This window comes from Streptomyces sp. NPDC091682, from assembly GCF_044756625.1.
GTDB lineage: Bacteria > Actinomycetota > Actinomycetes > Streptomycetales > Streptomycetaceae > Streptomyces.
In genome coordinates, this window is the sequence record NZ_JBIVTH010000001.1 from 155,944 (window position 1) to 182,738 (window position 26,795).

The 26,795-nt window shown below is 71.9% G+C and carries 28 protein-coding genes and 1 riboswitch; of the genes, 16 read left to right on the top strand and 12 right to left on the bottom strand.

Annotated elements, in window-relative coordinates:
• Positions 1-166: 166 nt before the first annotated feature.
• From ACIQK6_RS00740 to ACIQK6_RS00755, 4 genes are all read left to right on the top strand, one after another.
• On the top strand, positions 167-1,156 hold the full coding sequence (locus tag ACIQK6_RS00740; RefSeq protein ID WP_327264070.1) for a malate dehydrogenase: 990 nt from the start codon (positions 167-169) through the stop codon (positions 1,154-1,156).
• Positions 1,157-1,290: 134 nt separating this feature from the next.
• Entirely contained in the window at positions 1,291-3,000 is a 1,710-nt protein-coding gene (locus tag ACIQK6_RS00745) for a hypothetical protein (RefSeq protein WP_329099483.1), read from the top strand.
• Positions 2,997-3,371 (top strand): hypothetical protein, encoded by a 375-nt coding sequence (locus ACIQK6_RS00750; protein WP_329099482.1) that lies wholly within the window; start codon positions 2,997-2,999, stop codon positions 3,369-3,371. The genes ACIQK6_RS00745 and ACIQK6_RS00750 overlap by 4 nt, the downstream gene beginning before the upstream one ends.
• A gap of 3 nt (positions 3,372-3,374) precedes the next feature.
• A complete protein-coding gene (locus ACIQK6_RS00755; RefSeq protein WP_402694058.1) occupies positions 3,375-4,190 on the top strand; it encodes a hypothetical protein in 816 nt (271 codons plus the stop codon).
• Between the two features lie 20 nt (positions 4,191-4,210).
• Here ACIQK6_RS00755 and ACIQK6_RS00760 read toward each other — a convergent pair whose 3' ends face one another.
• Positions 4,211-4,702, bottom strand: a complete 492-nt coding sequence (locus ACIQK6_RS00760; protein ID WP_329099480.1) for a carboxymuconolactone decarboxylase family protein — start codon at positions 4,700-4,702, stop codon at positions 4,211-4,213.
• Positions 4,703-4,749: 47 nt separating this feature from the next.
• Between ACIQK6_RS00760 and ACIQK6_RS00765 the strand changes: the two genes are divergently transcribed.
• Entirely contained in the window at positions 4,750-6,150 is a 1,401-nt protein-coding gene (locus tag ACIQK6_RS00765) for a PLP-dependent aminotransferase family protein (protein ID WP_329099479.1), read from the top strand.
• Positions 6,151-6,296: 146 nt separating this feature from the next.
• Here the strand turns inward: ACIQK6_RS00765 and ACIQK6_RS00770 are convergent, their stop codons facing one another.
• A complete protein-coding gene (locus ACIQK6_RS00770; protein ID WP_329107711.1) occupies positions 6,297-7,130 on the bottom strand; it encodes a hypothetical protein in 834 nt (277 codons plus the stop codon).
• Between the two features lie 116 nt (positions 7,131-7,246).
• Here ACIQK6_RS00770 and ACIQK6_RS00775 point away from each other — a divergent pair, with 116 nt between their 5' ends.
• On the top strand, positions 7,247-7,546 hold the full coding sequence (locus tag ACIQK6_RS00775) for a hypothetical protein (RefSeq protein ID WP_329099478.1): 300 nt from the start codon (positions 7,247-7,249) through the stop codon (positions 7,544-7,546).
• 7 nt (positions 7,547-7,553) lie between these two features.
• On the top strand, positions 7,554-8,756 hold the full coding sequence (locus ACIQK6_RS00780) for a glutathionylspermidine synthase family protein (RefSeq protein ID WP_329099477.1): 1,203 nt from the start codon (positions 7,554-7,556) through the stop codon (positions 8,754-8,756).
• A 15-nt stretch (positions 8,757-8,771) separates the two neighbouring features.
• On the opposite strand, the gene rocD is transcribed toward ACIQK6_RS00780, so the two are convergent.
• Positions 8,772-9,977 carry an ornithine--oxo-acid transaminase gene (gene rocD, locus ACIQK6_RS00785; RefSeq protein ID WP_329099476.1) on the bottom strand — a complete coding sequence of 402 codons (1,206 nt, stop codon included), beginning with the start codon at positions 9,975-9,977 and terminating at the stop codon, positions 8,772-8,774.
• Positions 9,978-10,109: 132 nt separating this feature from the next.
• Positions 10,110-10,200, top strand: a riboswitch (ZMP/ZTP riboswitch).
• Between the two features lie 34 nt (positions 10,201-10,234).
• On the opposite strand from rocD, the gene glyA reads away from it, so the two are divergent.
• The 4 genes from glyA (at position 10,235) to ACIQK6_RS00805 (ending at position 14,503) form a co-directional block, all read left to right on the top strand.
• Positions 10,235-11,503 carry a serine hydroxymethyltransferase gene (gene glyA / locus ACIQK6_RS00790; RefSeq protein ID WP_329099475.1) on the top strand — a complete coding sequence of 423 codons (1,269 nt, stop codon included), beginning with the start codon at positions 10,235-10,237 and terminating at the stop codon, positions 11,501-11,503.
• A 128-nt stretch (positions 11,504-11,631) separates the two neighbouring features.
• Positions 11,632-12,645 (top strand): tryptophan--tRNA ligase, encoded by a 1,014-nt coding sequence (gene trpS / locus ACIQK6_RS00795; protein ID WP_402694059.1) that lies wholly within the window; start codon positions 11,632-11,634, stop codon positions 12,643-12,645.
• Positions 12,646-12,741: 96 nt separating this feature from the next.
• The gene (locus ACIQK6_RS00800; protein WP_329099473.1) at positions 12,742-13,365 is read left to right on the top strand and encodes a 2'-5' RNA ligase family protein; all 624 of its coding nucleotides are present in this window, start codon (positions 12,742-12,744) and stop codon (positions 13,363-13,365) included.
• A 202-nt stretch (positions 13,366-13,567) separates the two neighbouring features.
• On the top strand, positions 13,568-14,503 hold the full coding sequence (locus ACIQK6_RS00805; RefSeq protein ID WP_329099472.1) for a YihY/virulence factor BrkB family protein: 936 nt from the start codon (positions 13,568-13,570) through the stop codon (positions 14,501-14,503).
• 100 nt (positions 14,504-14,603) lie between these two features.
• On the opposite strand, the gene ACIQK6_RS00810 is transcribed toward ACIQK6_RS00805, so the two are convergent.
• The 3 genes from ACIQK6_RS00810 to ACIQK6_RS00820 all read right to left on the bottom strand — a co-directional run bounded on the left by ACIQK6_RS00810 (position 14,604) and on the right by ACIQK6_RS00820 (position 17,388).
• Positions 14,604-15,032 (bottom strand): hypothetical protein, encoded by a 429-nt coding sequence (locus ACIQK6_RS00810; protein WP_030012512.1) that lies wholly within the window; start codon positions 15,030-15,032, stop codon positions 14,604-14,606.
• Positions 15,033-15,091: 59 nt separating this feature from the next.
• A complete protein-coding gene (locus ACIQK6_RS00815) occupies positions 15,092-16,006 on the bottom strand; it encodes a hypothetical protein (RefSeq protein ID WP_329099471.1) in 915 nt (304 codons plus the stop codon).
• Between the two features lie 134 nt (positions 16,007-16,140).
• Entirely contained in the window at positions 16,141-17,388 is a 1,248-nt protein-coding gene (locus ACIQK6_RS00820; protein WP_329099470.1) for a D-alanyl-D-alanine carboxypeptidase, read from the bottom strand.
• 121 nt (positions 17,389-17,509) lie between these two features.
• Here ACIQK6_RS00820 and ACIQK6_RS00825 point away from each other — a divergent pair, with 121 nt between their 5' ends.
• The 3 genes from ACIQK6_RS00825 (at position 17,510) to ACIQK6_RS00835 (ending at position 20,753) form a co-directional block, all read left to right on the top strand.
• On the top strand, positions 17,510-17,812 hold the full coding sequence (locus ACIQK6_RS00825; protein ID WP_402694060.1) for an SCO4848 family membrane protein: 303 nt from the start codon (positions 17,510-17,512) through the stop codon (positions 17,810-17,812).
• Positions 17,809-19,074 (top strand): metallophosphoesterase, encoded by a 1,266-nt coding sequence (locus ACIQK6_RS00830; protein WP_329099468.1) that lies wholly within the window; start codon positions 17,809-17,811, stop codon positions 19,072-19,074. The genes ACIQK6_RS00825 and ACIQK6_RS00830 overlap by 4 nt, the downstream gene beginning before the upstream one ends.
• 122 nt (positions 19,075-19,196) lie before the next feature.
• Positions 19,197-20,753 carry an ABC transporter substrate-binding protein gene (locus tag ACIQK6_RS00835; protein ID WP_329099467.1) on the top strand — a complete coding sequence of 519 codons (1,557 nt, stop codon included), beginning with the start codon at positions 19,197-19,199 and terminating at the stop codon, positions 20,751-20,753.
• Between the two features lie 18 nt (positions 20,754-20,771).
• Here ACIQK6_RS00835 and ACIQK6_RS00840 read toward each other — a convergent pair whose 3' ends face one another.
• The 4 genes from ACIQK6_RS00840 to ACIQK6_RS00855 form a co-directional block, all read right to left on the bottom strand.
• Positions 20,772-21,524, bottom strand: a complete 753-nt coding sequence (locus ACIQK6_RS00840) for a TetR family transcriptional regulator (protein WP_329099466.1) — start codon at positions 21,522-21,524, stop codon at positions 20,772-20,774.
• An 11-nt stretch (positions 21,525-21,535) separates the two neighbouring features.
• Positions 21,536-21,970: a DCC1-like thiol-disulfide oxidoreductase family protein gene (locus ACIQK6_RS00845; RefSeq protein WP_329099465.1), complete on the bottom strand. Its 435-nt coding sequence runs from the start codon at positions 21,968-21,970 to the stop codon at positions 21,536-21,538.
• 3 nt (positions 21,971-21,973) lie between these two features.
• A complete protein-coding gene (locus ACIQK6_RS00850; protein WP_329099464.1) occupies positions 21,974-22,378 on the bottom strand; it encodes a hypothetical protein in 405 nt (134 codons plus the stop codon).
• Between the two features lie 81 nt (positions 22,379-22,459).
• On the bottom strand, positions 22,460-23,137 hold the full coding sequence (locus tag ACIQK6_RS00855; protein ID WP_329099463.1) for a DUF998 domain-containing protein: 678 nt from the start codon (positions 23,135-23,137) through the stop codon (positions 22,460-22,462).
• Between the two features lie 143 nt (positions 23,138-23,280).
• On the opposite strand from ACIQK6_RS00855, the gene ACIQK6_RS00860 reads away from it, so the two are divergent.
• Together ACIQK6_RS00860 and ACIQK6_RS00865 are read left to right on the top strand one after the other, a co-directional pair.
• Positions 23,281-23,604, top strand: coding sequence for a YciI family protein (locus ACIQK6_RS00860; protein ID WP_030010579.1), 324 nt, complete (start codon positions 23,281-23,283; stop codon positions 23,602-23,604).
• 74 nt (positions 23,605-23,678) lie between these two features.
• Positions 23,679-25,679: an RNA polymerase sigma factor gene (locus ACIQK6_RS00865; RefSeq protein WP_329099462.1), complete on the top strand. Its 2,001-nt coding sequence runs from the start codon at positions 23,679-23,681 to the stop codon at positions 25,677-25,679.
• On the opposite strand, the gene ACIQK6_RS00870 is transcribed toward ACIQK6_RS00865, so the two are convergent.
• Together ACIQK6_RS00870 and ACIQK6_RS00875 are read right to left on the bottom strand one after the other, a co-directional pair.
• Positions 25,655-26,215, bottom strand: a complete 561-nt coding sequence (locus ACIQK6_RS00870; protein ID WP_329099461.1) for a hypothetical protein — start codon at positions 26,213-26,215, stop codon at positions 25,655-25,657. The two genes, ACIQK6_RS00865 and ACIQK6_RS00870, sit on opposite strands and share 25 nt — an antisense overlap.
• Positions 26,216-26,404: 189 nt before the next feature.
• Positions 26,405-26,707 (bottom strand): hypothetical protein, encoded by a 303-nt coding sequence (locus ACIQK6_RS00875; RefSeq protein WP_329099460.1) that lies wholly within the window; start codon positions 26,705-26,707, stop codon positions 26,405-26,407.
• Between the last annotated feature and the right edge of the window lie 88 nt (positions 26,708-26,795).

Below are 26,795 nucleotides of genomic sequence, written 5' to 3' on the forward strand. Positions count from 1 at the left end.
GCCGGGGTCCGTGTGCCGTGCACCACACGGACCCGGGGGTTAGCCCGGTCCCGGGTCGGATAGCCTGACCGCGGATGTCTCTTCACGTCAAGATTTACTGGGGAGCGGCGTCCTCCAGCACATGGGGCAGGGACGCCCCACCGCCAGCTGTCTAACGGAGAAGGCCATGACCCGCACTCCCGTGAATGTCACCGTGACCGGCGCCGCCGGCCAGATCGGCTACGCGCTGCTCTTCCGCATCGCTTCCGGTCACCTGCTCGGCGCGGACGTGCCGGTCAAGCTCCGTCTTCTGGAGATCCCCCAGGGCATGAAGGCCGCTGAGGGCACCGCCATGGAGCTTGACGACTGCGCCTTCCCGCTGCTCGCCGGCATCGACATCTTCGACGACCCGAACCAGGGCTTCGACGGTGCGAACGTCGCGCTGCTCGTGGGCGCCCGCCCGCGTACCAAGGGCATGGAGCGCGGCGACCTGCTCGCCGCCAACGGCGGCATCTTCAAGCCGCAGGGCCAGGCCATCAACGCGCACGCCGCGGACGACATCAAGGTTTTGGTCGTGGGCAACCCGGCCAACACCAACGCGCTCATCGCGCAGGCCGCCGCCCCGGACGTACCGGCCGAGCGCTTCACCGCGATGACCCGCCTGGACCACAACCGCGCGATCTCGCAGCTGGCCGCCAAGACCGGTAGCGCCGTCTCCGACATCAAGCGCCTGACCATCTGGGGCAACCACTCGGCGACCCAGTACCCGGACATCTTCCACGCGGAGATCGCCGGCAAGAACGCCGCCGAGGTCGTCAACGACGAGCTGTGGCTGGCCGACACCTTCATCCCGACCGTCGCCAAGCGCGGCGCCGCGATCATCGAGGCCCGTGGCGCGTCCTCGGCCGCCTCGGCCGCCAACGCCGCGATCGACCACGTGCACACGTGGGTCAACGGCACCGCCGAGGGCGACTGGACCTCGATGGGCATCCCGTCGGACGGCTCTTACGGCGTCCCGGCCGGTCTGATCTCCTCCTTCCCCGTCACCTGCAAGGACGGCAAGTACGAGATCGTCCAGGGCCTGGACATCAACGAGTTCTCCCGCACCCGCATCGACGCCTCCGTCCAGGAGCTGTCCGAGGAGCGCGACGCGGTCCGCGAGCTCGGCCTGATCTGATCCGGTCACCCGACTCGATCCGCACGTCCGAAGGGCCCCGGCGCATTGCGCCGGGGCCTTTTGGCGCGATCGAGCCTGTCGCGCCCCCGGTGATCGCCTTAGCGTTTCCCTCCGCACACCGAAAGGGGGATTCGGTGACAGGCACCGCGGACGACAGAACTCCGGTGCACCCTTCGCTCAGCGAAGCGGGCCGACTGTTGTGTGCCGGCAGCTATCTCGACGCCGCGTACCGCGACCGGGTGATCCAGGAGCTCTACGTCCACGAGGAGCGCTACGTCGCGCCCTCCTACGGCTTCGACGCCTCCCGCGTCCTCGCCCACGCGCTCCAGGCCCGCCGTGCCGAAGCGGCCTGGGCCTCGGCCGTCCTGGCGGTGTGGGGCCTCGGGCTGTTGCTGGCCCAGCCGCTCATGCTCTTCCTGCTCCTCCCGGCCGCCTTCCTGAGCGGTGCCGGGCGGATCGCGCGCCGCCGGAAGAAGACGGGGCGCGGCAGCCGGTTCTTCGAACTCCTCCTGCGCGGCTGCGGCTACCTGCTGCTCCTCGACGTCGGTCTGGGCCTGCTGGCCGGTGCGATCGACGGTCAAACGGGCGTGGGAGGGACCGACGATTCGGCCCTGACCTTCAAGGTCATGCAGCGGGCGTTCGAGCTGGCGCCGTTCGACACCTTCTTGGCGCTGCCCGTGTTCGGCGCCGCGATCGCGAGCGACTACGCCTGGACCGCCCTGATCGTCTTCGCCCTGTTGACCCTGGTCGTCGGCCTCCAGCGGGGCCACTTCGCCCGCGTCATCAGCACCTCGCTCAGCCGGACGCGGTACGCCGACCCGAACGCCGACCCCGCCTCCGGCCGCCGGTTCGCCAGGATCCGCGACCGGATCCTGCGGACGCAGCACAGCCGCCTGGTCATCTACGACGTCGACGATCCGTTCTGCGGCGCCGGCGCGCCCTACCGCCCCTGGCACCTGTCGGTCGAGCTGCGCCCGCGCGCGGAGGGGGTCGATCCCGAACCGCTGGACAACGAGCGGATCATGGCCCGGATCCGGCCGCGGCTGGAGGCGCTGCGCGTCCCGTCGCCGCACGGCTCGCCGGAGGCCGAGCAGGCCGTACTGGACCGGCTGCGGGAACTGGTCATCGACGAGTGCGTGTTCCTGCCGGCGTCCGGGCTGCCCGCGGCGCACGAACCGGACCTCTCGGACCGGGCGTTCGAGGCGCACCGGGCCGCAGCGGTGGAGGAGGGCGGGGAGCGCCGCCGCCACTTCCTGCGGGTACGGGTCGGCGGCTGGGACGAGAACCTCGTCGTCACCGTCTTCGTACGCGTCCACACCCAGGGCGGGATGCTGATGCTGGAGGTGGCGCCGCACGTGCTGCTGCCCGTACGGCCCCGGTTCCAGGAGGCCGACGACGTGGCCCGGCGCCACCTGCGGAACAACCCCTTCGCCAAGACGGTCTGGGCGCTCAAGCACGCCCCGCGCTCGCTCACCAAGGCGCTCACCGCCCTCGCGGGCGGCAGCCGTGGCCCGTGGCAGATCGCCACGGAGGGTCACGGCGGCGCGCTCCCGGCCGGTCCGGCCGTGTCCGTGCGCGAGCTGGCGGCGCAGGAGGACGCCTCCCTCTTCCAGCTGATGGACCTGGACCGGTACTTGAAGACCATTCAGGACCGGATCGTCGGCGGTGTGACCCTCGCCCTGCACGAAGCGGGCTGGCACACGCAGGAGTTCGCGCAGCGGGCGGTCACCGTCGCGGAGGGCGGGGTGTACATCCAGTCGGTGAGCCACAGCGCGTTCAGCGTGGGCGGCAGCGGGCACCACAACCAGACGAGCCACCACACAGGCAGGGGAGACCGGCAGTGACGCAAGACGGGGGAGCCGGGGAAGTGCGGATCAACCGCATCGAAGGCAGCGCCTTCAGCATCGGCGGCACCAACAACACCAACACCACGATCCACCAAGGCGGTACGGGGGCGGGCGCCCCGGGCGCGGCGGAACTGCTGGAGGCCGTACGGGAGCTGCGCATCGCCCTCGTCCGCCTGCCCCGCAGCGCCGACCGGTCGGCGCTCGACGCCGAACTGGACGAAGCCGCCGGCGAGCTGGAGGAGGCCGGGGAGATCCGGCCCGGCCTGCCCGCCCGGCTCAGGGGTGCGCTCCAGCGCTGGGCCCCGCTGGTGGACTCGGTGAACGCGGCCGCCGCCCTCGGAGGGCTGCTCGCCTCGCTGGGGAGCTGACCGGTGGCCACGGGTGGCGGTGCCCACTGGAATCCGCAGTCGCAGCGCTGGGAGCGGACGGAGCGGCCCCCGCCGCCCCCACCGCCCCCGCCCTCGTACCCGCCCCGCCCACCAGGGGGCGGCCCGGGAGGCCCGGGTGGGCAGGCCGACCCGGGCCGGGAACGCTCGTGGCGGGGCCCGCTGCTGGTGGCCCTCGGGGCGGCGGTGCTGGGTGGCTGCGCCGTGGCGGGATGGTTCGTACTGGGCGGCGGGGAGCCGAAGGCACCTGCCGCAGCCCCGTCGGCTCCGGGCACGCCGGCCCCGCCGTCCGGTACGGGGCCGGACGCGTCCCCGTACCCGCCCCCCTCCGTCTCCGTCTCCTCCTCCGCGTCGCCCTCGGTCCCGCCGGCGTACTCGGTGGTGCGCGACGACGGCGGCTTCTCGGTCGCGGTCCCCACGGGCTGGGAGCGCAGCCACGACGAGACCGGCAGCGGTTCCTTCTACCGGCGGCCCGGGGACCGCAGCGCGCTGGTCCAGATCTTCCGCGTCGCCGAGCCGGACGGCGTTGGAGCGTGCGAGCTGCTGCGGACCTCCTCGCAAGCCCTCGGAAGCCGTCCCGGCTACCGGGAGGTCTCCCTCGATCCGGTGTCCGGTGGGTCCTGCGAGCTGGTGTACGAGTACGACAACGAGGAGTCGCACGGCCGTCGCCGCGCGATCGAGCGGATCACCGTCGCCCCGGACGGTCGGCGGTGGGCGCTGCTGGCGGCCGGACCGGCCGCCGACGGCACGACGGTGCGCGCGAACCTGACGGCGGCCGTGGAGTCTTTCAGGCCGGAATGACCCGGCCGGAACGACCGGTCCTACTTGTACATGCCCGGGGTGTAGTGGCCCGGCACCATGCGGGTGGTGACACCGATGCGGTTCCAGACGTTGATCGTCGCGATGACGGCGATCAGCTGGGCGAGCTCGCGCTCCTCGAACTGCTCGGCGGCCTTCTCGTAGACCTCGTCGGGCACGAAGCCGTCCGTCAGGACGGTGACGGCCTCGGTGAGCTCGATCGCGGCGAGCTCCTTCTCGGTGTAGAAGTGCCGCGACTCCTCCCAGGCGCCCAGCTGGATGATGCGTTCGACGCTCTCACCGGCGGCGATCGCGTCCTTGGTGTGCATGTCGAGGCAGAAGGCGCAGTGGTTGAGCTGGGAGGCCCGGATCTTGACGAGTTCGACCAGGGAGGGATCCAGACCCTTCTTGGAGGCGATCTCCAGGGCGAGGACGGCCTTGTAGACCTCGGGGGCGAGCTTGGCCATGTGGATGCGCGGGGTGTGCTCGGGGGCGTGTTCGTTCGTGATCGTCATGTGATCCACCGTAGGACGCAGGCGGCCCACCGATATGGTCCATATCCATGACGGAATCGTGGGCCACTTTCGGTGCCGACCTGCATCTGCACCTGGACCTCACCGCCGGACGCGGCCTGCGGGCCGGTCTGACCGAGGCCCTGCGCGAAGCCGCGCGCAGCGGACGGCTGGCGGCCGGCACCCGGCTGCCGTCGTCCCGCACCCTCGCCGCCGACCTGGGCATCGCCCGGAACACGGTCGCCGAGTCGTACGCCGAGCTCGTCGCCGAGGGCTGGCTGACGGCCCGCCAGGGTTCCGGCACCCGCGTCGCCGAACGGGCCCGCCCGCGCCGGTCCGCGGCCGCCGCCCCCGTACGGCGCCCCGCGCGCAAGGGGCCCGCGTACAGCCTGATCCCCGGCTCCCCGGACCTGGGCGGCTTCCCGCGCGCGGCCTGGCTGTCAGCGGCCCGGCGCGCGCTGACCGATGCGCCGAACGAGGCCTTCGGGTACGCGGCCGACCCGCGCGGCCGCATCGAGCTGCGGCAGGCGCTGGCCGGATACCTGGCGCGGGCGCGCGGGGTGTACGCGGATCCCGACCGGATCGTGCTGTGCGCGGGCTTCCTGCACGGGCTGAAGCTGCTCGCGGCGGTGCTGAGGGCGCGGCGGGTGCGCGAGGTGGCGGTGGAGGGCTACGGCCTGGACTTCCACCGGGACGAGCTGGTGCGGGCGGGGCTGCGGACGAGCCCGCTCGGCGTGGACGGGGAGGGGGCCCGGACGGGGGAGCTGACCGCGGCGGCGGGAGCGGTGCTGCTGACCCCGGCGCACCAGTTCCCGACGGGCGTCGCCCTGACCCCGGCCCGACGGGCGGCCGCGGTCGACTGGGCCCGGACCACGGGCGGGCTCATCCTGGAGGACGACTACGACGGGGAGTTCCGCTACGACCGCCAGCCGGTCGGCGCGCTGCAGGGCCTGGACCCGGACCGGGTGGTGTACCTCGGGACGGCCAGCAAGTCGCTGGCGCCCGGGCTGCGGATGGGCTGGATGGTGGTCCCGCCGGGGCTGCTGGAGGAGGTGCTGGCCGCCAAGGGCCCCACGGACTGGGCCACCAGCGCGCTGGATCAGCTCACGCTGGCGGAGTTCCTCACCTCCGGGGCCTACGACCGGCACGTGCGCGGGATGCGGCTGCGGTACCGGCGGCGCCGGGACGAGCTGGTGGCGGCGGTGGGGGACCGGGTGGGCGTGTCGGGGATCGCGGCGGGGCTACACGCGGTGCTGGACCTCCCGGAGGGGCTGGAGCGGTCGGTCCTGCAGTCGGCGGCCTGGCAGGACCTGGCGTTGCACGGGCTCTCCGCCTTCCGCCACCCGCAGGCCGAGTTCGCGCCGCGGGACGCGCTGGTCGTCGGCTACGGGACGCCGTCGGACAGCGCGTGGTCCCCGACGCTGGCGGCCCTGTCGGCGGCACTGCCGTGACGCGTGCCCTGCGGCGCCGTTGCCGGGGGCGCCGCCCCCGGACCCCCGCGCCTCAATCTCCCCCAGCTACCGCTGGGAGGTGCCCCCTGGCGGGGCTGGAAGATCGCGGCGGAGTGGTCGGGAGCCGGGCGCCGGGTCGGCCCTGTTCAGCCGGCCGGGTCGGGCTCCGCCGGGGTCGGGGGTTCGCCGAAGCGGGCCAGGGCCAGGGAGCCGGCCACGGCCACCGCGAAGCCCGTCACCGCCAGCCAGGCCAGGCCCTCGCGGGTGCTGTCGCCGAGCCAGACCACGCCCACCACCGCCGGGCCGATCGTCTCGCCGATCACCATGCCCGCCGTCGCCACCGTCACCGAGCCGCGCGCCAGGGCCGAGGTGAGGAGCAGGAAGGCCGCGCCGCCGCCCAGCAGGAGGGCGTACAGGGCCGGGTTGCGCAGGTCCCACGGCGAGTCGATGAGCCGTACCGAGACCTCCACCACCCCGAAGCCCGTCCCCGCCGCGAGGCCGAGCACCAGCGCGCGCGGGCCGTCCGGGAGCCGGCCCGCGACCACGCCGACCAGCAGCACCAGTCCGGCCACCGCCAGCATTCCCACTTCCAGCGCCGCCGACCCGGTACCCGTGCCCTCCTCCCCGGCGGAGAGCCCCAGCATCAGCAGCCCCGCGCACACCACCGCCACCGCGCCCCATTCGGTCCGGGACAGCCGCGCCCGCAGCAGCCGCGCCGCGACCACCGCCGTCACCGCCAGGCTGGCCGCCAGCGCCGCCCCCACCGCGTAGATCGGGACGTGCCGCAGGGCGATGATCTGGAGCACGAAGCCGGCTCCGTCGAGGGCCAGACCCGCCAGGTACCGCCACTGCCGCACGGCCCGCAGGAACAGCGCCGTGTCCACTCCGGACCCGCTGCCGGGCTCCGCCGCCCGCGCCGCGACCGCCTGCAGGACCGAGGCCGTACCGAAGCAGACCGCCGCACCGAGCGCGCAAATCATCCCAATCAGCACGAACTGACTCTAGGTCACGGATCTCACAGCGGCCGGATTCCATCGGCCGGTGCCCCCGCTCTACTCTGTCGGCAGCACGCGAGGCCCCAGGGGGAGCAGCAGACATGGACAGCAGCAGCACCAATCAGCGACGCATGCGTTCCGGCGCCGTCGCCCTCGGCGGCATGGGCCTGCTCGCGGCCACCCTCGTGGCCTGCGGCAGCAGCGACGAGCCCGACAAGCGCTGCGCCTCCCGCTCCACGCTGCAGCACCTGAACAACAAGGAGTGCAAGAGCGGCGGCCGCGGCTCGTACTACTACGGCGGCTACGTGGCCGCCGGCAAGGTCGCCGGCGGCAGCTTCGAGAAGTCCGCCGTCACCCGGGGCGGCATCGGCGGGAACACCTCCGGCTCCAGCGGCGGCTGATCGCACCATGGAGCGGCACACCATCGAGCCCCGTCCCGACTGGCAGAAGATCGTCGAGGAGCAGGGGGTGATCTACCCCCTGACCCGTTACCCCGACGACTCCCTGCGCCCCTACTGGGACGAGAGCGCGTACTACTCCTTCTCGCTCCCCGAGGTCGAGGCCCTGGAGAACGTGGTCGAGGAGCTGCACGCCATGTGCCTGGCCGCGGCAGCGCACATCGTCGAGCACGACCGCTTCGCCGACCTCGGCATCACCGACCCCGGGCTCGCCGCGCAGATCGCCGAGTCCTGGCGGCGCCGCGCCGAACAGCCCTCCCTGTACGGCCGTTTCGACCTGCGCTACGACGGCACCGGCAGCCCGGCCAAGATGCTGGAGTACAACGCCGACACCCCCACCTCCCTGGTGGAGGCGGCCAGCCCGCAGTGGTTCTGGATGGAGGAACGCTTCCCCGGCGCCGACCAGTGGAACTCCCTCCACGAGCGGCTTGTCGACGCCTGGCGGCGCCAGGCCGAGCTGCTCCCGCCCGGCCCGCTGCACTTCGCGCACTCCGAAGCCGACGAGCTCGGCGAGGACCTGATGACGGTCGCCTACCTCCAGGAGACCGCCGAGCAGGCCGGCCTGGACACCCAGGCCCTGTCCGTCGAGCAGATCGGCTGGGACAGCCTGTCCGGCCGGTTCGTGGACGAGAAGCTCCGCTTCATCCGCTCCTGCTTCAAGCTCTACCCGTGGGAGTGGCTGGCCGAGGACGAGTTCGGCCCGCACGTCCTCGGCACGTACGACCACGGCGGCGGCTCCGGCTCCACCTGCTGGATCGAGCCGCTGTGGAAGATGCTGCTGTCCAACAAGGCGCTGCTCGCGATCCTGTGGGAGCTCTTCCCGGAGCACCCCAACCTGCTGCCCGCCTACCTCGACGGCCCGCGCGAGCTCGCCGAGCCCGGGTCCGCCGGCTACGTGGCCAAGCCCCTCCTCGGCCGTGAGGGCGCGGGGGTCACCCTGCACGGGGCGGGCGGGGGCGACGAGCCGTTCGTACCGCAGGACGGGGAGCGGTACTGCTTCCAGGGCCTGGCCCCGCTGCCCGACTTCGACGGCAACCGGGTGGTGCTCGGTGCATGGGTCGTCGAGGACGAGGCGGCGGGGCTCGGCATCCGCGAATCGGCGGGGCCGGTCACGGACGAGTACGCCCGCTTCCTGCCCCACGTCATCCTCTGACCGGACCGGGCGACCCTAAGCGCCGAGCACCGAGCGGAGCTGGGCCAGGCCCCAGTCCAGGTCCTCCTTGCTGATCACCAGCGGCGGGGCGATCCGGATCGTCGACCCGTGGGTGTCCTTCACCAGCACCCCGAGCTCCATCAGCTTCTCGGAGATCTCCCGGCCGGTGCCGCGCGAGGGGTCGATGTCGACGCCCGCCCACAGCCCGCGGCCGCGCACCGCGGTCACCGCGCCCCCGCCGACCAGCAGGTTCAGTTCCCGGTGCAGGTGCTCGCCCAGCTCGGTGGCGCGGCCCTGGAACTCGCCGGTCCGGAGCATCGCGATGACCTCCAGCGCGACCGCGCACGCGAGCGGGTTCCCGCCGAAGGTGGATCCGTGCTGCCCGGGCCGGAACACCCCGAGCACGTCGCGGTCGGCGACCACGGCGGACACCGGCACCACGCCGCCGCCGAGCGCCTTGCCGAGGATGTAGACGTCCGGGACGACGCCCTCGTGCTCGCACGCGAAGGTCCGGCCGGTCCGCCCCAGCCCCGACTGGATCTCGTCCGCCATGAACAGGACGTTCCGCTCGCGGGTCAGCTCCCGTACGCCGCTCAGGTACCCGGCGGGCGGCACCAGCACCCCCGCCTCGCCCTGGATCGGCTCCAGCAGCACGGCCACCGTGTTCTCGGTGACGGCGTGGGACAGCGCGGTGAGGTCCCCGTACGGAACGATCTCGAAGCCCGGCGTGTACGGGCCGAAGTGGTCGCGGGCGTCGTGGTCCGTGGAGAAGGAGACGACGGTCGTGGTCCGCCCGTGGAAGTTGTCGGCGGCGACCACGATCTTGGCGTGCCCGTCCGGGACGCCCTTGACCTCGTAACCCCACTTGCGGGCGGTCTTCACCGCCGTCTCCACGGCCTCCGCCCCCGTGTTCATGGGGAGCACCATCTCCTTGCCGCACAGCGCGGCGAGCTCGGTACAGAAGTCGGCGAACCGGTCGTGGTGGAAGGCGCGCGAGGTGAGCGTGACCCGCTCCAACTGGGCGTGGGCCGCGTCGATCAGACGGCGGTTGCCGTGCCCGAAGTTGAGGGCCGAGTACCCGGCGAGCATGTCGAGGTATCTGCGGCCCTCGACATCGGTCATCCAGGCGCCTTCCGCCGACGCGACGACCAGGGGCAGCGGGTGGTAATTGTGCGCACTGTGCGCGTCGGCGGAGCGGATGGCATCAGCAGTTGTCGACACGGGGTCTCCGATCGTCCGTCCGGGCGGGATGAAGCGCCGGGTGCAGCGGTGACGAGGGTGGCGTCACCTTCTTATCGTCGCTCGTATCGCGGACGCAGAAACCTCTCTCCCGGCGCGCCCGCTAAGGTGTCCGGTACGCACGGCGACTGGCGTACGGAGAACCAACTCCGGGGGAGTCGTGCGCGCTCGACCGCATACAGGGCCGCTCGCCTGGGCCTCGCGGGGTACCGATCACATCGACCCCGGAGGAGCCCGCCATGTCCGCGAGCCGCCATCCCGCCCTTCTCTCCACCGACCCCGAGCTGGCGTCCTTCGTCGCCGCCGAGGAAGTGCTGCAGGCACAGACCCTGCGCCTGATCCCCAGTGAGAACTACGTGTCCGCGGCCGTCCTCGAAGCCTCCGGCACCGTGCTGCAGAACAAGTACAGCGAGGGCTACCCCGGCCGCCGCTACTACGAGGGCCAGCAGAACATCGACCGCGTCGAGGCGCTGGCGATCGAACGGGCCAAGGGCCTGTTCGGCGTGGACCACGCCAACGTGCAGCCGTATTCCGGCTCGCCGGCCAACCTGGCCGTGTACCTGGCCTTCGCGAAGCCGGGCGACACGGTGATGGGCATGGCCCTGCCGATGGGCGGGCACCTCACCCACGGCTGGGGCGTCTCGGCGACCGGCTCCTGGTTCCGGGGCGTGCAGTACGGCGTCCGGGCCGACACCGGCCTGATCGACTACGACGCGGTGCGCGAGCTGGCCCTCGCCGAGCGCCCCAAGGTGATCTTCTGCGGCGGTACCGCCCTGCCGAGGACCATCGACTTCGCCGCCTTCGCCGAGATCGCCCGCGAGGCGGGCTCGATCCTGGTCGCCGACGTGGCCCACATCGCGGGTCTGATCGCGGGCGGCGCGCACCCGTCCCCGGCGGACCACGTCGACGTCATCTCCACCACCACGCACAAGACCCTGCGCGGTCCGCGGGGCGCGATGCTGATGTGCCGGGAAGAGCACGCGAAGGCCATCGACAAGGCGGTCTTCCCGGGCCTGCAGGGCGGCCCGCACAACCAGACGACCGCCGGTATCGCGGTGGCGCTGCACGAGGCGGCCCAGCCGTCCTTCACGGCGTACGCGCACCAGGTCGTCGCCAACGCCAAGGCGCTGGCCGCGGCGCTGCTGCAGAAGGGCTTCGACCTGGTCTCGGGCGGTACGGACAATCACCTGATCCTGATCGACCTGACGGGCAAGGACGTGCCGGGCAAGATCGCGGCCAAGGCTCTGGACCGGGCGGGCATCGTCGTGAACTACAACACGGTGCCGTTCGACCCGCGCAAGCCGTTCGATCCCTCGGGGGTGCGGATCGGTACGCCGTCGCTGACGTCCCGCGGGCTGTCCACGGAGCACATGCCGGTGGTGGCGGACTGGATCTCGCGCGCGGTCGACGCCGCCGCGAAGGGTGACGAGCAGGCCCTCGCCGTGATCCGTGCCGAGGTGACGGACCTGATGGCCGCCTTCCCGGCCCCGGGCCTGCCGCTCGCCTGACCGGCGGCCCGATCGCCCCGATCGCAGGCGGGGCCGGAAATTCCGGCCCCGCCTGCGATCGAGGCGCGGGTGGGGGATCCGGCCGGCGGCGGGCACGGGCCCGCCCCCGCACCTGAGAGAATGAAGCCATGGCTTCTGATCGTCCTCGCGCGCTCTCCGGCATCCAGCCCACCTCCGGTTCGTTCCACCTCGGGAACTACCTCGGAGCCATCCGCCAGTACGTCGCCCTGCAGGAGACGCACGACGCCTTCTACATGGTGGTCGACCTGCACGCGATCACCATGCCGCAGGATCCGAAGGATCTGCGCGCGAACACCCGCCTCTCCGCCGCCCAGCTGCTGGCCGCCGGCCTGGACCCCGAGCGCTGCACGCTCTTCGTCCAGAGCCACGTGCCGGAGCACGCGCAGCTCGGCTGGGTCATGAACTGCATCACCGGGTTCGGCGAGGCCAGCCGGATGACCCAGTTCAAGGACAAGTCCGCCAAGGGCGGCGTCAACAGCGCCAGCGTCGGCCTGTTCACGTACCCGATCCTCCAGGTCGCCGACATCCTGCTCTACCAGGCGAACGCCGTCCCCGTAGGCGAGGACCAGCGCCAGCACATCGAGCTGACCCGCGACCTGGCGGAGCGCTTCAACCAGCGCTACGGCCGGACCTTCACCCTGCCCGCCGCGCACATCGTCAAGGAGGTCGCGAAGATCTACGACCTCCAGGACCCGGCGATCAAGATGTCGAAGTCCGCGTCGTCCCCCAAGGGCCTGATCAACCTCCTCGACGAGCCCAAGGTCACCGAGAAGAAGATCAAGAGCGCGGTCACCGACACCGAGGCCGAGATCCGCTTCGACTCCGAGAAGAAGCCCGGCGTCAGCAACCTGCTCACGATCTACTCCACCCTCACGGGCGAGACCGTCGCCGAGCTGGAGGCCAAGTACGAGGGCAAGGGCTACGGCGCGCTGAAGACCGACCTGGCCGGCGTGATGGTCGATTTCGTCACACCGTTCAAGAAGCGGACCCAGGAATACCTGGACGACCCGGAGACGCTGGACTCCCTCCTGGCCAAGGGCGCGGAGAAGGCCCGCGCGGTCGCCGCCGAGACGCTCGCACAGGCCTACGACCGCCTCGGTCTGCTGCCCGCCAAGCACTGACGAACGCAACTACGGACAGAGAGCCCTGGCACGAAGGGGGGTGCTGCCGCCACACTGGGCGGCAGCAGTCCACAGCGACAAGCGGAGGAGAGATACGTGGGGACCGTAACGCTCGGCGTTTCGATCGCGGTCCCGGAGCCGTACGGCAGCCAGCTCCAGGAGCTGCGCGCGGGCTTCGGGGACGCTGCCGCGTACGGCATCCCCACGCACGTCACCCTCGTCCCGCCCACCGAGGTGGAAGCGGAACGGCTTCCCGCGATCAGGGCCCACCTGGTCGAGGTCGCGGCCGCCTTCCGGGCCTTCCGGATGCGGCTGGCGGGCACGGGAACCTTCCGCCCCCTCTCGCCGGTCGTCTTCGTCAAGATCGCCGAAGGGGTGGCGGGCTGCACCCGCCTCCAGAACGAGGTCCGCGACCCCCAGGGGCCGCTCGACCGGGAGCTGGCGTTCCCGTACCACCCGCACGTCACGGTCGCCCACGGGATCTCCGAGGAGGCGATGGACCTGGCGTTCACGACCCTCGCCGCGTACGACGCCGAGTGGGTCTGCGAGGGCTTCGCGCTCTACGAGCAGGGCTCGGACGGGGTCTGGCGCAAGCTGCGCGAGTACCCGTTCGGGAGCGGGCCGAACTGTGTCCCGGCGCAGGCCGGCTCACCCGCCGACCAGGCCGCCGGGGCGGCCGGGACGGCCGGAGCCGCCGGGGCGACCGTACCGCCGTCCTGACGGAGCTGGTGCGGGGCCGGGGGCAACAGCAGGGTCAGGGGGAGCCGGGCGATGCGCCGGGCACGGAATCTCAGCCTTCGCAGGACCAGGGTGTGGAACGGGCGACCCGTAGGGCGCGTTTCGGGAAAAGTCACAATCGACGACCGTAGCGGCCGGAGCGGACAATCCCGGCTATTTCCGTGAGCTGAATTACGGTGACCCCATGGACTGGCTGACGAAACTCCCGGTGATCGGGCCCCTCGCGGCCCGGCTGATGCGGACGCACGCGTGGCGTTCGTACCAACGTCTCGACCGCGTGCACTGGACCCGCCTCGCCGCCGCCATCACCTTCATCAGCTTCCTCGCGCTCTTCCCCCTGATCACCGTGGCCGCCGCGATCGGCGCGGCGCTGCTCAGCCCGGAGCAGCTGGACCGGCTGGAGAAGAACCTCTCCGAACAGGTCCCCGGCATCTCCGACCAGCTCAACATCGAGGGGCTCGTCGCCAACGCCGCCACGGTCGGTCTCGTCGCCGGCGCCCTCCTGCTCGTGACCGGTGTCAGCTGGGTCGGCTCCATGCGGGACTGCCTGCGCGCGGTCTGGGAGAAGGACGACGAGGACGACGGGAACCCGATCGCCCGCAAGGGCAAGGACACGCTCGTCCTCATCGGCCTCGGCGGTGTGGGCCTGGCCTCCGCCGCCGCCTCCATCCTCGGATCCAGCGCGGTCGGGAAGACCGCCGAATGGCTGGACATCCCCCGCGAGGGCGCGGGCGGCGCGCTGCTGCGCTCCCTCGCCTTCCTCGTCGGCGTCGTGGCCGCCTTCCTGCTGCTGCTCTACGTGCTGACCCTGCTCCCGGGCGTCGAACCGCCGCGCGGCCGACTGATCCAGGCGGCCCTCATCGGCGCGGCCGGCTTTGAGCTGCTGAAACTGCTGCTCAGCGGCTATATGCGGGAGGTCGCCGGGAAGAGCATGTACGGAGCCTTCGGCGTACCGATCGCCCTGCTGCTCTGGATCAACTTCACGGCGAAACTGCTGCTGTACGTCTCCTCCTGGACGGCCACGCGCGACGATGCGGACGGCGACGGCGCGGAAGACCCTCCGGCCGCTCCGCCGACCGCCCCGCCGGCCGGCGCGCCGGAGCCCTCCGCCGGCCGCTGAGCCGGCGCGTTCCCCCCGGGGTGCCACCCCTGGGGGGAACGCGCCGGTGGCGCACCGGTGTGGGGCCCGGTGCGCCACCGGGTGGTGCCGGAGGGAAGCTCTACCAGGTGCCGTTGCCGCAGCCGTACACCCACCGGTGCGAGGCGGCGTTGTCGTGGACCGCCTTCCACTGACCGCTGGCGTCGCCGTTGCGGGTCCAGTTGAACGACTGCGCGTTGCCCCGCAGGTTCCATTCGGTGCCGTAGCCGATGCAGGCGTAGGCGCCGGTGTTGTTCTCGTTGTAGTAGATGTTGACGTGGTCGCGGCCGCCGGCGCTGCCGCTGTTGCGGACCCAGTCGACCTTGTTCTTGACCTGGTAGGGCCAGTCGTTGGAGTTGCCGGCGTTCTGGTAGAGGTAGTTGTAATCGTCCGAGTAGGCACAGAAGTTCGTGTATCCGCAGCCGCCGTCGGCCTGCGCCGCGGTCGGAACGGCCACCACCGCCGCACCGGCGATCGCGAGCCCCGCGAGGAGCGTCCTGAGCTTGTTCATCTGGGGTCCCTCCCAATGAGTGCCGTACATGGTTCACCGCCGTTCGGCGGTACGCGACGTCAGCTCCCGGTGTGCCGGGCGACCACATCGCGAGCTGTGGGCAGGGCCGCCACCTGCAACCGACGCACGGCGTCGAAAGCGGCCCCGTTCTCGGCGCGGATCACGTCCGAAAAGCGCCGGTGCAGGTCCTGCGCGGTGTCGGCGAGCCCGGTCGAGCGGGCGCACTCGGCCTGGGCGCTCGCCATCGGCACGTCCTCGGCCTCGGCGGCCGGACCGGTCCGTGCCAGTTGTTCGTCGCGCTGCCGGACCGGGTGCGCGGCCGGGAAACCGCGCCGTCCGACGCACTCGCTCCACCCGGCCAGCGCCGTTCGGAAGGCGGGGTCCTGGTTGACCCGGCCGGTGCGCACCGCGCCGAGCTGCTTCACGGTCTCGCTGGAGCCGTACCACAGGCGGACGTCCCCGTAGAGCTGCCGCCACGACGCCGTGATGCAGCCCCGGTCGCTGTGGCTCAGCGTGCCCCCGCCGGGGTTCTCGACCGCCAGCCCCGTCGCATCGGGCCCCATGAGGGCCACCCCGAGAGCCTGCAGCCGCTGTGCGGAGAGCCCGCTCTGGTACTGGGCGCGCGGCCCCGAAGCCGCCTCCTCGTCCAGCTGCCGCTCGATCCGGCGCCCGAACCCGTGGCTGCGGGCCCAGTCCACGTCGTCCACGCCGTACGGGAAGTCCCGCCAATCCGGGTGCGGCACGCGCGGGACCGGCCAGTACGAGAATCCCTGCGCCCGCATGCAGTCCCGTACGAGCAGTTCTCCCGCGGTGTGGAGCACGTCCAGCTCGGCGGCCTCCAGGGCGCGCGGCGGGGTCCGCCGGCCGGCGCCGTCGGCCGGGAGAGCGGTCCGGGCCGCCACGGCGAGCAGTGCGCCGCAGGCCACCACGACCGCACAGGCCACCAAGACGACGGCCGACCATCTCCTCCGCATGGGAGGACCCCCTTCCCGCCGGCTTCGTGCCGACGGGAGCGAGCAAACCCTGCCGAGGCCCTCCGGTGAACCTGTGAGTTGCTAGGTGGTGCGGTTGCCGGAACCGGGCTAGCGCGGCTCCGTCTCCGGCGGTCTCAGACCAGCTCTTCGCCCCGGCCGCGGCGTCCGCGGGGCCAGCGGCGGTTGACCGCGAAGGCGCCGCCCGCCAGGACGGCCAGCACACCGCCGGCGACGGCCAGCGCGGTGCCCGCGCCGCCGCCCGAGTCCTTGCCGGCCGCCGCCGGGTCGTTCTCGTGCGACTGCGCAGGGGAGCCGTGGGAGGAGGTGTCCGCGCTCTTCGGCGGCACCAGTTCACCCACCGGCTTGACCTTCCCGGCCGCCGCGAAACCCCAGTCCAGGAGCGCGGCGGTCTGCTCGTACACCTGGTTCGCCCCGCCCCCGTCCGGGTTCATCACCGTGACCAGGAGCTTCCGGGAACCCTGCTGGGCGGCGCCGGTGAAGGTGGCCCCGGCCATCGAGGTGTTGCCGTTCTTCACCCCCGCCATGCCCTTGTACGGGGCGATCCCGGCCGCGCCCGTGAGCAGCCGGTTGGTGTTCGCGATCTCGAAGTACTCGCGCGGCTTCCCGGGCTCCTGCAGCCCGGGGAACTTCGCGCTCACCGTGCCGCAGTACTCCCTGAAGTCCTGCTTCTGCAGTCCGGAGCGGGCGAACAGCGTGAGGTCGTACGCGCTCGACACCTGTCCCGGGGCGTCGTACCCGTCGGGGGACACGACGTGGGTGTCCAGTGCCTGGAGCTCCTCGGCGTGCGCCTGCATGTCCTTGACGGTCTTGTCGATGCCGCCGTTCATGGCCGAAAGCACGTGCACGGCGTCGTTGCCGGACTTGAGGAACACGCCGAGCCACAGGTCGTGGACCGAGTATTCGAGGTGCTCCTTGACCCCGACCATGCTGCTGCCCGGGCCCACGCCCTCCATGTCCTTGTCGGTGACCTGGTGGATCTGGTCCTTGGGCAGGCTCGGCAGCACGGTGTCCGCGAAGAGCATCTTCATGGTCGAGGCCGGGGGCAGCTGCCAGTGCGCGTTGTGCGCGGCCAGTACCTCACCGGATTCGGCGTCCGCCACGATCCACGACCGCCCGGTCAGGGTCGCAGGCAGCGCCGGAGCACCCGGTAGCAGGTTCACCTGGGTCCCCGGCTGGCCGAGCAGCGATCCGCCGACCGTGGACATCGAGACGGGCGGTGCCGGTGCGGGGGCCGCGGCCTGGGGCGGCTGGCCCTTCGCGTCGGCCGGCGGGGCCGGCGCGGCGTGAGCGGGGGCCACCAACAGAGCGGGCACCAGCAACGCGGCGGAAAGGACCGTCAGCGCGGTCGTCTTGGCAGACACGCAGGTGAAAGTACCTCCCGATGAGCTGGAGAGCGCAGCGGACCGGCCAATTCCGGGCAACCAACCCCGGGACAGCCCACCCCGGCGCGTCCGTCCCGGGGACGAATCCGATACTGAAGGCATGAGACTCAGCCGTACCGCCTCCTGGTTCCTGCTCGCCTTCGGAGTGTGGAGCTGGTTCATCTGGGTGTCTTTCGTCCGGAACCTGTGGAAGAACGGCAGTGGTCTTGCCTTCGATGCGGCCGGCGATCCCACTTCCTACTTCTGGGTGCACCTGACGCTCGCGGTGACGTCCTTTCTCCTGGGGACGGCGGTCGGTCTGATCGGGTTGCGCAGCGTCCTCGCCCTGCGGCGTTCGTCACGTGCGGACGGTGTGGAGCGTACGGACGGAACGGACCATCCGGACCGGGGCGCACCGGCATGACGGTCCTGGTCTTCGCGCTCGTCGCCCTGGCGGTCTGCGCCCTCCTGGTCCTGGTCCACCGCTGGCTCTGGATCCGCCTGGTCCGCGACACCACCGCCCCCGGCGGCCGGACCCGGCGCATCGGCACGGCCTTGGCCATCGCCCTGCCCCTCCTCTCTGTGGCCGCGCTCACCACGGGTCGCGCGGGCGCGCCCTTCTGGCTCCAGCAGACGGTGGCCTGGCCCGGGTACCTCTGGCTCGCGGTACTCCTGTACCTGACCCTGACGATGCTGGTCGCGGAGCCGATCCGCGCGCTGTCGCTGCGCCGTCTGGCCCACCGTGATTCCGCCGGATCGGTGGCCGACCGGCCCGAGCCCGTGGAGGTGCCCGCCGCGGCTGCGCCCGCGGCCGCCCCGGCCGCCCCGGCCGCCGCCGAGCGGCCCGCCGCGGGCGACGGGCTGAGCCGCCGCCGGTTCGTCGCCCGTACGGTCGGCGGGACGGCCGCCGCCGTGGCCCTCGGCACGGTCGGGGCCGGGACCCACGGGGTCCTGCGCGGGCCGAGCGTGAAGCGGGTGCGGGTCCCCCTCGCCAAACTGCCGCGCGCGGCACACGGTTTCCGGATCGCCGTCGTCAGCGACGTCCACCTCGGCCCGGTGCTCGGCCGCGCCCACACCCAACGCATCGTGGACACCGTCAACCGCACCCAGCCCGACCTCATCGCCATCGTCGGCGACCTCGTCGACGGCAGCGTCCCCGACCTCGGGCCCGCCGCGGAGCCGCTGCGCCGGCTCGCCGCCCGCCACGGCTCGTACTTCGTCACCGGGAACCACGAGTACTTCTCGGGCGCCCAGCAGTGGATCGACCACGTCCGCGAGCTGGGGCTGAACCCGCTGGAGAACGCCCGCCGCGAGCTGCCGTACTTCGACCTCGCCGGGGTCAACGACATCCAGGGGGAGCGGGAGGGGAGCGGCCCCGACTTCCGGGCGGCCCTCGGCGACCGGGACCGGACGCGGGCCGCCGTGCTCCTCGCGCACCAGCCCGTCGTGATCCACGACGCCGTCCGGCACGGCGTCGACCTCCAGCTCTCCGGCCACACCCACGGCGGCCAGCTCTGGCCCGGCAACTACCTCGCGGAGCTCGCCAACCCCACCGTCGCGGGCCTGGAACGCTACGGAGACACCCAGCTCTACGTGTCCCGCGGGGCCGGAGCGTGGGGGCCGCCGGTCCGAGTTGGGGCGCCGTCCGACATCACGGTCGTCGAACTCGCCTCATTTCAGGCCTGATCGGCGTCAAGCGCCCGGAGCATCCGCCCCAACTGACCTTCCGGAGGCCAGAATTCCGTGATGGGATGACCGTTAATCGGACAGCAGGTCGCTGTCTTCGGTCATGGGGTGGGGTTCAGGGGATGCGGTCTGTCCGCTCGAAGATAATCGCGGCCGGGCTGGTCCTCGGCGTGGTCGGCGTGGGTGCCTGGCAGTTGCTGCCCGAGGACGGCGGCGGCCGCGGTGCCGTCCGGGTGGGTACGAGCGACGTCGTCTCCTCCCTCGACCCCGCCGGGGCGTACGACGCCGGTTCCTGGGCCCTGTTCAGCAACATCTACCAGTCGCTGCTGACCATCAAGCCCGGCTCCGACGCCCCCGTGCCGGACGCCGCCGCCTCCTGCGGTTTCGTGGGCCAGAAGCTCACCGTCTACACGTGCGAGCTCCGCCCCGACGTGAAGTTCGCGGGCGGCCGCACCATCACCGCCGAGGACGTCAAGCACTCCTTCGACCGCATCAAGGCGATCAACTCCGACCAGGGGCCGGCTCCGCTCTTCAACACCCTGGAGTCGGTCAAGGCCGAGGGACGGACCGTCACCTTCAACCTCTCCGCCGGCGACTCCACCTTCCCCTTCAAGATCGCGACGGGCGCCGCCTCGATCGTCGACAAGGACAAGTACCCGGCGAAGTCCCTGCGCGAGGACGGCAAGGCGGACGGGTCCGGCCCGTACACGCTGGGCGGCTACAAGGCCGGCACGAGCGTCGAGCTCAAGCCCAACAACTCGTACAAGGGCCAGGGCAAGCCGGCCCACACGCCGGTCACCGTCAAGTACTTCAAGGACTCCGAACAGCTCGACCAGGCCTGGAAGGCCCGCCAGATCGACGTCGCGCACCGGGACATGCCGCCCGCCGTGCTCGCCGGCCTCAACCCGGGCCTGAAGGACACCCGCTACCAGGCCTCCGGCGGCAGCGAGACCCGCTCCATCGTCTTCAACGTCCGCCCCGGCTCCACCGCGGCCCCGCTCGCCGTCCGCCAGGCCGTCGCCGCCGTCCTGGACCGCGCCAAGGTGGCCGTCGAGGTCCACCTAGGGACCGTCACCCCGCTGTACTCCCTGGTCCCGGCGGGCATCGCCGGCCACAGCACGCCGTTCTTCGACGCCTACCCGGCCCCGAACCAGGCGACCGCCAAGAAGCTCTTCAAGGACGCCGGGATCACCGGCCCCGTCCGCCTCAACCTCGGCGTGAACGTGCGCGGCGCGAACCTGCCCGAAGCCGAGGAGCTCAAGCGCCAGCTGGAGGCCACCGGCCTCTTCCAGGTGACGATCAAGCCGGTCGACGTGTGGAGCGACTTCCAGAAGGCGTACGCGGCGGGCGAGTTCGACGCCTACACCATCGGCTGGATCGCGGACTTCCCGGACGCGGACAACTTCCTCGCCCCGCTCGTCGGTGCCGATTCGTCCATGAACAACGGCTTCTCGGACAAGCGCGTCGACGAGCTGATCACCCGTACCCAGTCCCACGCGGAGCGGAGCGAGGCGGCCACGGAGTTCCGCGACCTCCAGCAGCTGGTCGCCCAGCAGGCCCCGATGGTGCCGATCTGGCAGAAGAAGGACTACGTGATGTCCCGCGAGGACGTCACCGGAGCCCAGTACCTGTCCGACGGCACCGGCGTCTGGCGCCTGTGGGAACTCGACTGGCTGTAGCCGTCGCGTTCCCGGCGGCTACGCGGGGTCCGTCCCCGTCCCCGTCCCCGGGTACGGGTCCGAGGCCCGGCGCCGGGCCCCCGCCGTGGCCGTCTGGGCCATGCCCGGCAGGAAGTCCGCGAACAGCTCGTGGACTTCCCGCACCAGCGGCCGCAGCACCCGGAAGCGGGCCAGCACGATGCCCCGCGTCGTCAGCTGCGCACCGCGCTCCGCGAGCCGCCGCGTCTTCTCGCTGTTCGGCGAGCGGTCGAAGACCCAGTACAGGACCAGGCCCATTTGCGCGAGCCACATCAGCTCGGGCAGTACGTCGGCCAGCTCGGCCGGCACCTTGGTCTTCGCGCCGGCCAGCACTTCGCGGTGGATGCGGATCGCGGCCTGCCGCGCCTGCTCGGACTCCGGCGAGAACGGGCTGAGCGGACTCTCGGGATCCGCCGCGTTCTTGAAGAACTGGGAGGCGAACTCGTGGTACGGGGCCGCGATGTCCAGCCAGGCCGTCAACACGCCCGCGTACCGCTTCTGCAGATCGGTCTCGTTGTCCAGGATGGGCCGTACCGCGGCTTGGTGGGCGGCGCCGATCCGATCGTAGAACCCCTGGACCAGGTGTTCCTTCGATTCGAAGTAGTAGTAGGCGTTGCCGACCGAGACGCCGGCCTCCTTCGCGATGCCCCGCATGGTCGTCTTGTCGAAGCCGCGTTCCTGGAAGAGGCGGAGCGCGGTTTCGAGGATGAGCGTGCGGGTCTGCTCGCTCTTGGGAGCCTTCTGATCAGTCACGATGTATGAGCCTATCGGGGGACGGAACACTCGTCGTCACAGGCCGGTCCCTCGGCGGCCTCCGGGTAACCCTCGGTACGTACGGCCCGCCGCCAGGCGGAGGCCGTGTGCATCGCCGCCCGGGCGAAGGGCCGGCCGGCCGGGGTGGCCAGCCAGTTCGCCTTCGGCCGGTGTTCGACCAGCGCCCACAGGCACACGATGAAGGCGTCGGTCCCGGTCCACACCTGCCCCGTGTCCCCGATGACGGTGATCTCCCGCAGCGTCGACGCGTGGTCGAGGCGGGGGAACCGCCGCCGCGCTTCCCAGGAGGCGGCGGGGACCAGGGCGAGCGGGACCAGCCACCGCTGCGCGAGCAGCCAGTGCCGGATGTGCACGCAGAACGGGCAGCCGGCGTCGTAGAGGACGGTCAGGTTCCGCACGGGCGCGGTGGCGGCGGCGGTCGTCACGGCTCAGGCTCCGACCGGTGCGGTCCACGCCTGCGGGGGGACGGGCGGGGTCTGCTGGCGCTCCATGATCCCGCGGCGGCGCATCTTGTTCAGCACCCACACGTTCCCGAGGTGCATGACACCGAGGACCAGCAGGACGACGCCGAGCTTGACCGAGAGCGCCTCGAAGAGGGCGCGGGGGGTCCGGATCTCCTGGCTCGACCGGAGGTAGAGGGTCACGAAGCCGATGTTCACGAGGTAGAAGCCGACCACGAGGAGCTGGTTGACGGCGTCTGCGAGCTTCTCGTTCCCGTGCAGGACGTCACCGATGAACACACGGCCGTTGCGGCTGAGCGTGCGGGCCACCCAGATGGTGAGGGCGATGCTGATGAGCAGGTAGATGACGTACGTGACGACGGTGAGGTCCATGTTCCCCAACCCCTTTGAACGTGTTCAAACTTGCTGACGAGGGTGACTGTAGACCCCTTTTTGAACAAGTTCAAGCGATGTTCAGCGGGCACTGCGGAAGCGGTTCGCGATCAAGGAGATCGAGAGCATCGCGGTGATCACGCCGACGGCCAGGGTGAGCGTGCCGGCCCTGCCGCCGCCCATGGCCCAGCCGTTGCCGAGCAGGAGGGCGGTGCCGCCGACCCGGGCGAGCAGGGCGTACCGACGCTCACCGGCGCGGCCGAAGCGACGGCCCAGGACGTAGCAGGCGGCGATCAGCGAGAGGAAGGTGATCGATCCCGCGGCGAAGTGGGCGTAGCTGTGCCAGGTGAGGGCGGCGGGCTGCCCGTAGGGGGTACCCGCGGGGAAGCCGTCGGCCGGGTCCATGACGAACGCGCCCGCGGCGATCATGCCGACACCGGCGGCGCGCACCAGTCGCGGCGCCCAGATGCCTCCGGGTCCGCCGTGCAGGGCCCGGCGCAGGCCGGTCGCTCCCACGGCGAGCAGCACTCCGACGATCAGGAAGTTGGTGATCTGGAGCCACCCCAGGGATCCGTTGCTCAGGGCGCTCAGCGGGTGGCGGGTGATGTCGAAGCCCTCGCGGAGGGCGGCCTGGGGCAGGGCCACGGCCACCCACAGCGGGGTCGCCGCGACCGCACAGGCGAGCAGGGAGCGGGTGGCGGCCCGGGTGCGGGATCGGGTCGCGGGGGCGGTGGTGGTGGCGGCTGTGGTGGTGGTCATGTGGGTGCCTCTCTGCTCGGTCGTTTCCGGTTCTCGCCGACACGTCGATCCGGCGGTGTGACAGGGAACGGCGACCGTTCCCTGTCACACCGCCCCGTTCGACGTGGTGTCGCAAGCACCGCACGACCGAGGAGAGGGACCCCATGCGCTACCTGATGACCACCCGGCCTTCCGACACCGCCCCCGACGAGAACCTGTACGCGGAGATGGGCCGGTTCATCGAGGAACTGTCGGCGGCCGGTGTCCTGTTGGCGACCGGCGGCCTGGAGCCGGGCGGTGTCCTGGTGACGTCGCTCGGGGACGAGATCACCGTGACGGACGGGCCGTTCGCCGAGGCCAAGGAGGCCGTGGCCGGTTTCGCCCTGATCGAGGTCCGCTCCAAGGAGGAGGCGATCGAACTGGCCCGCCGCTTCCGCAGGATCGTCGGTGACGGCGAGAGCGTGGTCCAGCAGGTCTTCGGCCCCTGACCCGCCGGCGCCGTGGCGCCCCGTATCCGGCCCCGGCTTGCGTGCGAGCCGGGGCCGGTGTTGTGATCGTGCCCGTGCCGGACACCCATCGCACGATCGACGCCGTCTGGAAGCTCGAGTCCGCGAAGATCATCGCCGGGCTCACGCGGATGGTCCACGACGTCGGCCTCGCCGAGGAACTGGCCCAGGACGCGCTCGTCGCCGCACTCGAACAGTGGCCCGTCACGGGCGTCCCCGACAACCCCGGCGCCTGGCTGACGACCACGGCCAAACGGCGGGCGGTCGACCACATCCGGCGCGACCGGCGGCTGGCGCACAAGCAGGAACAGCTCGCCCACGAGCTGGAACAGCAGCGGGAACCCGAACAGGACGACGTCCTGCGGCTGATGCTCATCTCCTGCCACCCCGTCCTGCCGACCGGGGCCAGGGCCGCACTGACGCTCCGGCTGCTCGGCGGCCTGACGGCCGAGGAGATCGCCCGCGCCTTCCTCGTCACCGGGCCCGCCATCGCCCAGCGCATCGCCGCCGCCAAGCGGACGCTGGCCGAGCAGCGCGTGCCCTTCGACCTGCCGGACGAAGCCGAACTGCCCGAACGCCTCTCGTCCGTCCTGGAGGTCATCTACCTGATCTTCAACGAGGGTTACTCGGCGACCTCGGGCGACGACCTGATGCGGCCCGGGCTCTGCCTCGAAGCCCTGCGGCTGGGCCGGCTGCTGGCGGAACTGGCGCCACAGGAGGCCGAGGCGCACGCACTCGTGGCCCTGATGGAGATCCAGGCCTCCCGCTCGGCCGCCCGCACCGGCCCGTCGGGCGAGCCCGTACAGCTGCACGAGCAGAACCGCGGACGCTGGGACCAGCTGCTCATCCGCCGCGGGTTCACCGCCATGCTGCGCGCCCGGCAGGTCGGCGGTACGTCGCCCGGCCCGTACCTCCTCCAGGCGGCGATAGCCGTGTGCCATGCGCAGGCCACCACCGCCGAGGACACCGACTGGGCCCGGATTGCCGGCCTGTACGGGGCCTTGGCGCAGCTGCTGCCGACACCGGTCGTCCAGCTCAACCGGGCCGTGTCGCTCGGGATGGCCCACGGCCCCCGGGTCGGTCTGGATCTGGTCGACTCCCTGGCCGCCGATCCCGCACTGCGCGACTACCACCTCCTGCCGAGCGTCAGGGGAGACCTGCTGGTGCGCCTCGACCGGCAGCAGGAAGCGCGGCTGGAGTTCCACCGGGCGGCAGCACTCACCCGCAACGCCGCCGAGCGCGCCTTCCTGGAGCGGCGCGCGGACGCGATCGCCGGCACGGACCCGACCGGTCACGGACCCACGCTCGGGGAGGCCGCCCGCGACTTCCTCGCCCGCGACGAGCTGGACCCGGCGACGGTCCGCTCCTACGGACAGACCCTCCGCAGGCTGCTCCTGGACCTCGGCGACCGGCGACCGCTGGCCTCCCTGACGGCCGACCAGGTGGCCGGCGTCGTCAGGGCGGCCTGGGGCGGGGCGGCGGCCAGGACCTGGAACCGGCACCGCTCGGCCGTGCGGTCCTTCGGCTCCTGGGCCGACCTGGGCGACCTCGCGGCAGGGCTGGAGCGGCGCGCGGAGGAGACCGGCTCCCGGGCGCCGGCGCTGGGCCCCGCCCAGCTCGACGCGCTCTGCGGCCGTCCGGACCTGCCGCTGCGCGAACGGACGCTGTGGCGGCTCCTGTTCGAGTCGGGGGCCGGGGTGAAGGCGGTCCTCTCGCTGAACGTCGAGGACCTCGACCTCGCGGACCGCCGGGCTCCGGCCGGCCGCACCTGGGTGAGCTGGCGCTCGGGGACCGCCCGTCTCCTACCCGGGCTGCTGGCCGGCCGGACCCGGGGCCCGGTGTTCCTCTCTGACCGGCGGCCCGGACCGGGTCGGACGCCCGCACCGGCCGACCTCTGCCCGGACACGGGCCGGCGCCGCCTCTCCTACGAGCGGGCCGAGTACCTCTTCAAAGAGGCCACCCGCTCCCTGGATCCGGCGGCCGGCGGCTACACGCTGGGCCGGCTCAGGCCCCGCCCGGCGGAGCGCGGGCCTCACATGCTCAGCGACCGCGCGTAGCTCACCTGGGACATCACCCACTGGTAGGTGTACGCGTCCACCGCCGGGATCATCGTGGAGTGGTGGCGGCCACCGCTGGTGACCGTGACCTGGATGTAGCCGGTGGTGGTCTTCTGCTTCATCAGCAGGAAGAGCAGTCCGAGCAGGCAGAAGAGGAAGAAGATGATCGCGAGCACGATCGCGTGCGGCGGGATCTTCTCCTCGGTGCGCGAGAAATCGGTCGCGTTCCACATCGCGCCCCGGAGCGGCATGTTGCCCGACGGGGTGATGATCTGGTCCCCGGCGACGGTGATGTCACCGAGGGACAGACCGGCTCCGCCGACCGGAACGGCGGTGCTGTAGGCGGGGGTCGGAAAGCCGGCGCCGCCGATGGTCGGCTGGTAGGCCGGCGCCGTCGGGTAGGGCTGCGGGTAGCCGTAACTGGCTTCGCCGGGACCCCACTTGTAGTCACCCTGACCGGGCGTGGCGGGCGTGCCCGGCTGACCGCCCTGGCCGGCGGGGTCGCTCGTGTACGGATTCGGCTGCTGCTCGCTCATGCAGTCGATCCTTCCACAGGGACCCCCGCCCCGTACCCCCGCTCCCCAACCCAGGTCAGAGCGCCGCACCGACCGGGGCCGTGACGTGCTTGCGCACCAACTTGCCCTCCGTGCTTGCCGGGAGGCGGGGACAGAGCGGTCCCCGGGCTTGGCCCGACTTCGCGCGTGCACAAGGGGTGACGACGAGGGTCAGTACCGAAAGCTTGACCGCCCCTCGCTGAGATAGATCATCCACGGGCGGATCGGCTCACCGCCCACCACAGGCCGCAGTTCCACACCGAGTTCTCGCACAGCGGCGAGCGCGCCGATCAGGTGCTCGGGAAAGCGCTCACGTCGTGCCTCCTCCTGAGCGGCGAAGAGCGGACCGAGCTCATCCCAGCCGGCTGCCGGCACGAAACGGCAGAGGAACCACGGTTGATCGACATGCACGTCCCAGAGCGCACCGACCAAGGTGTCGCCGTGCCAGACCTCGTATGCGGCCGTCTCCTCCACGGATCCCTCCCCGGTTCCTTGCCGGACGGTATCCGCGGCGCACACGAGCCGCGAGACACCAATGCGCCATGATCTGCGGGGGAACGAC

Bases quoted from the DNA above. Each gene is read 5' to 3' on its own strand.
- ACIQK6_RS00740 (WP_327264070.1), top strand. From the start codon at position 167: ATGACCCGCACTCCCGTGAATGTCACCGTGACCGGCGCCGCCGGCCAG.
- ACIQK6_RS00760 (WP_329099480.1), bottom strand. From the start codon at position 4,702: ATGACGATCACGAACGAACACGCCCCCGAGCACACCCCGCGCATCCAC.
- ACIQK6_RS00765 (WP_329099479.1), top strand. From the start codon at position 4,750: ATGACGGAATCGTGGGCCACTTTCGGTGCCGACCTGCATCTGCACCTG.
- ACIQK6_RS00770 (WP_329107711.1), bottom strand. From the start codon at position 7,130: ATGATTTGCGCGCTCGGTGCGGCGGTCTGCTTCGGTACGGCCTCGGTC.
- ACIQK6_RS00775 (WP_329099478.1), top strand. From the start codon at position 7,247: ATGGACAGCAGCAGCACCAATCAGCGACGCATGCGTTCCGGCGCCGTC.
- ACIQK6_RS00780 (WP_329099477.1), top strand. From the start codon at position 7,554: ATGGAGCGGCACACCATCGAGCCCCGTCCCGACTGGCAGAAGATCGTC.
- glyA (WP_329099475.1), top strand. From the start codon at position 10,235: ATGTCCGCGAGCCGCCATCCCGCCCTTCTCTCCACCGACCCCGAGCTG.
- trpS (WP_402694059.1), top strand. From the start codon at position 11,632: ATGGCTTCTGATCGTCCTCGCGCGCTCTCCGGCATCCAGCCCACCTCC.
- ACIQK6_RS00805 (WP_329099472.1), top strand. From the start codon at position 13,568: ATGGACTGGCTGACGAAACTCCCGGTGATCGGGCCCCTCGCGGCCCGG.
- ACIQK6_RS00810 (WP_030012512.1), bottom strand. From the start codon at position 15,032: ATGAACAAGCTCAGGACGCTCCTCGCGGGGCTCGCGATCGCCGGTGCG.
- ACIQK6_RS00815 (WP_329099471.1), bottom strand. From the start codon at position 16,006: ATGCGGAGGAGATGGTCGGCCGTCGTCTTGGTGGCCTGTGCGGTCGTG.
- ACIQK6_RS00825 (WP_402694060.1), top strand. From the start codon at position 17,510: ATGAGACTCAGCCGTACCGCCTCCTGGTTCCTGCTCGCCTTCGGAGTG.
- ACIQK6_RS00830 (WP_329099468.1), top strand. From the start codon at position 17,809: ATGACGGTCCTGGTCTTCGCGCTCGTCGCCCTGGCGGTCTGCGCCCTC.
- ACIQK6_RS00835 (WP_329099467.1), top strand. From the start codon at position 19,197: ATGCGGTCTGTCCGCTCGAAGATAATCGCGGCCGGGCTGGTCCTCGGC.
- ACIQK6_RS00850 (WP_329099464.1), bottom strand. From the start codon at position 22,378: ATGGACCTCACCGTCGTCACGTACGTCATCTACCTGCTCATCAGCATC.
- ACIQK6_RS00855 (WP_329099463.1), bottom strand. From the start codon at position 23,137: ATGACCACCACCACAGCCGCCACCACCACCGCCCCCGCGACCCGATCC.
- ACIQK6_RS00860 (WP_030010579.1), top strand. From the start codon at position 23,281: ATGCGCTACCTGATGACCACCCGGCCTTCCGACACCGCCCCCGACGAG.
- ACIQK6_RS00870 (WP_329099461.1), bottom strand. From the start codon at position 26,215: ATGAGCGAGCAGCAGCCGAATCCGTACACGAGCGACCCCGCCGGCCAG.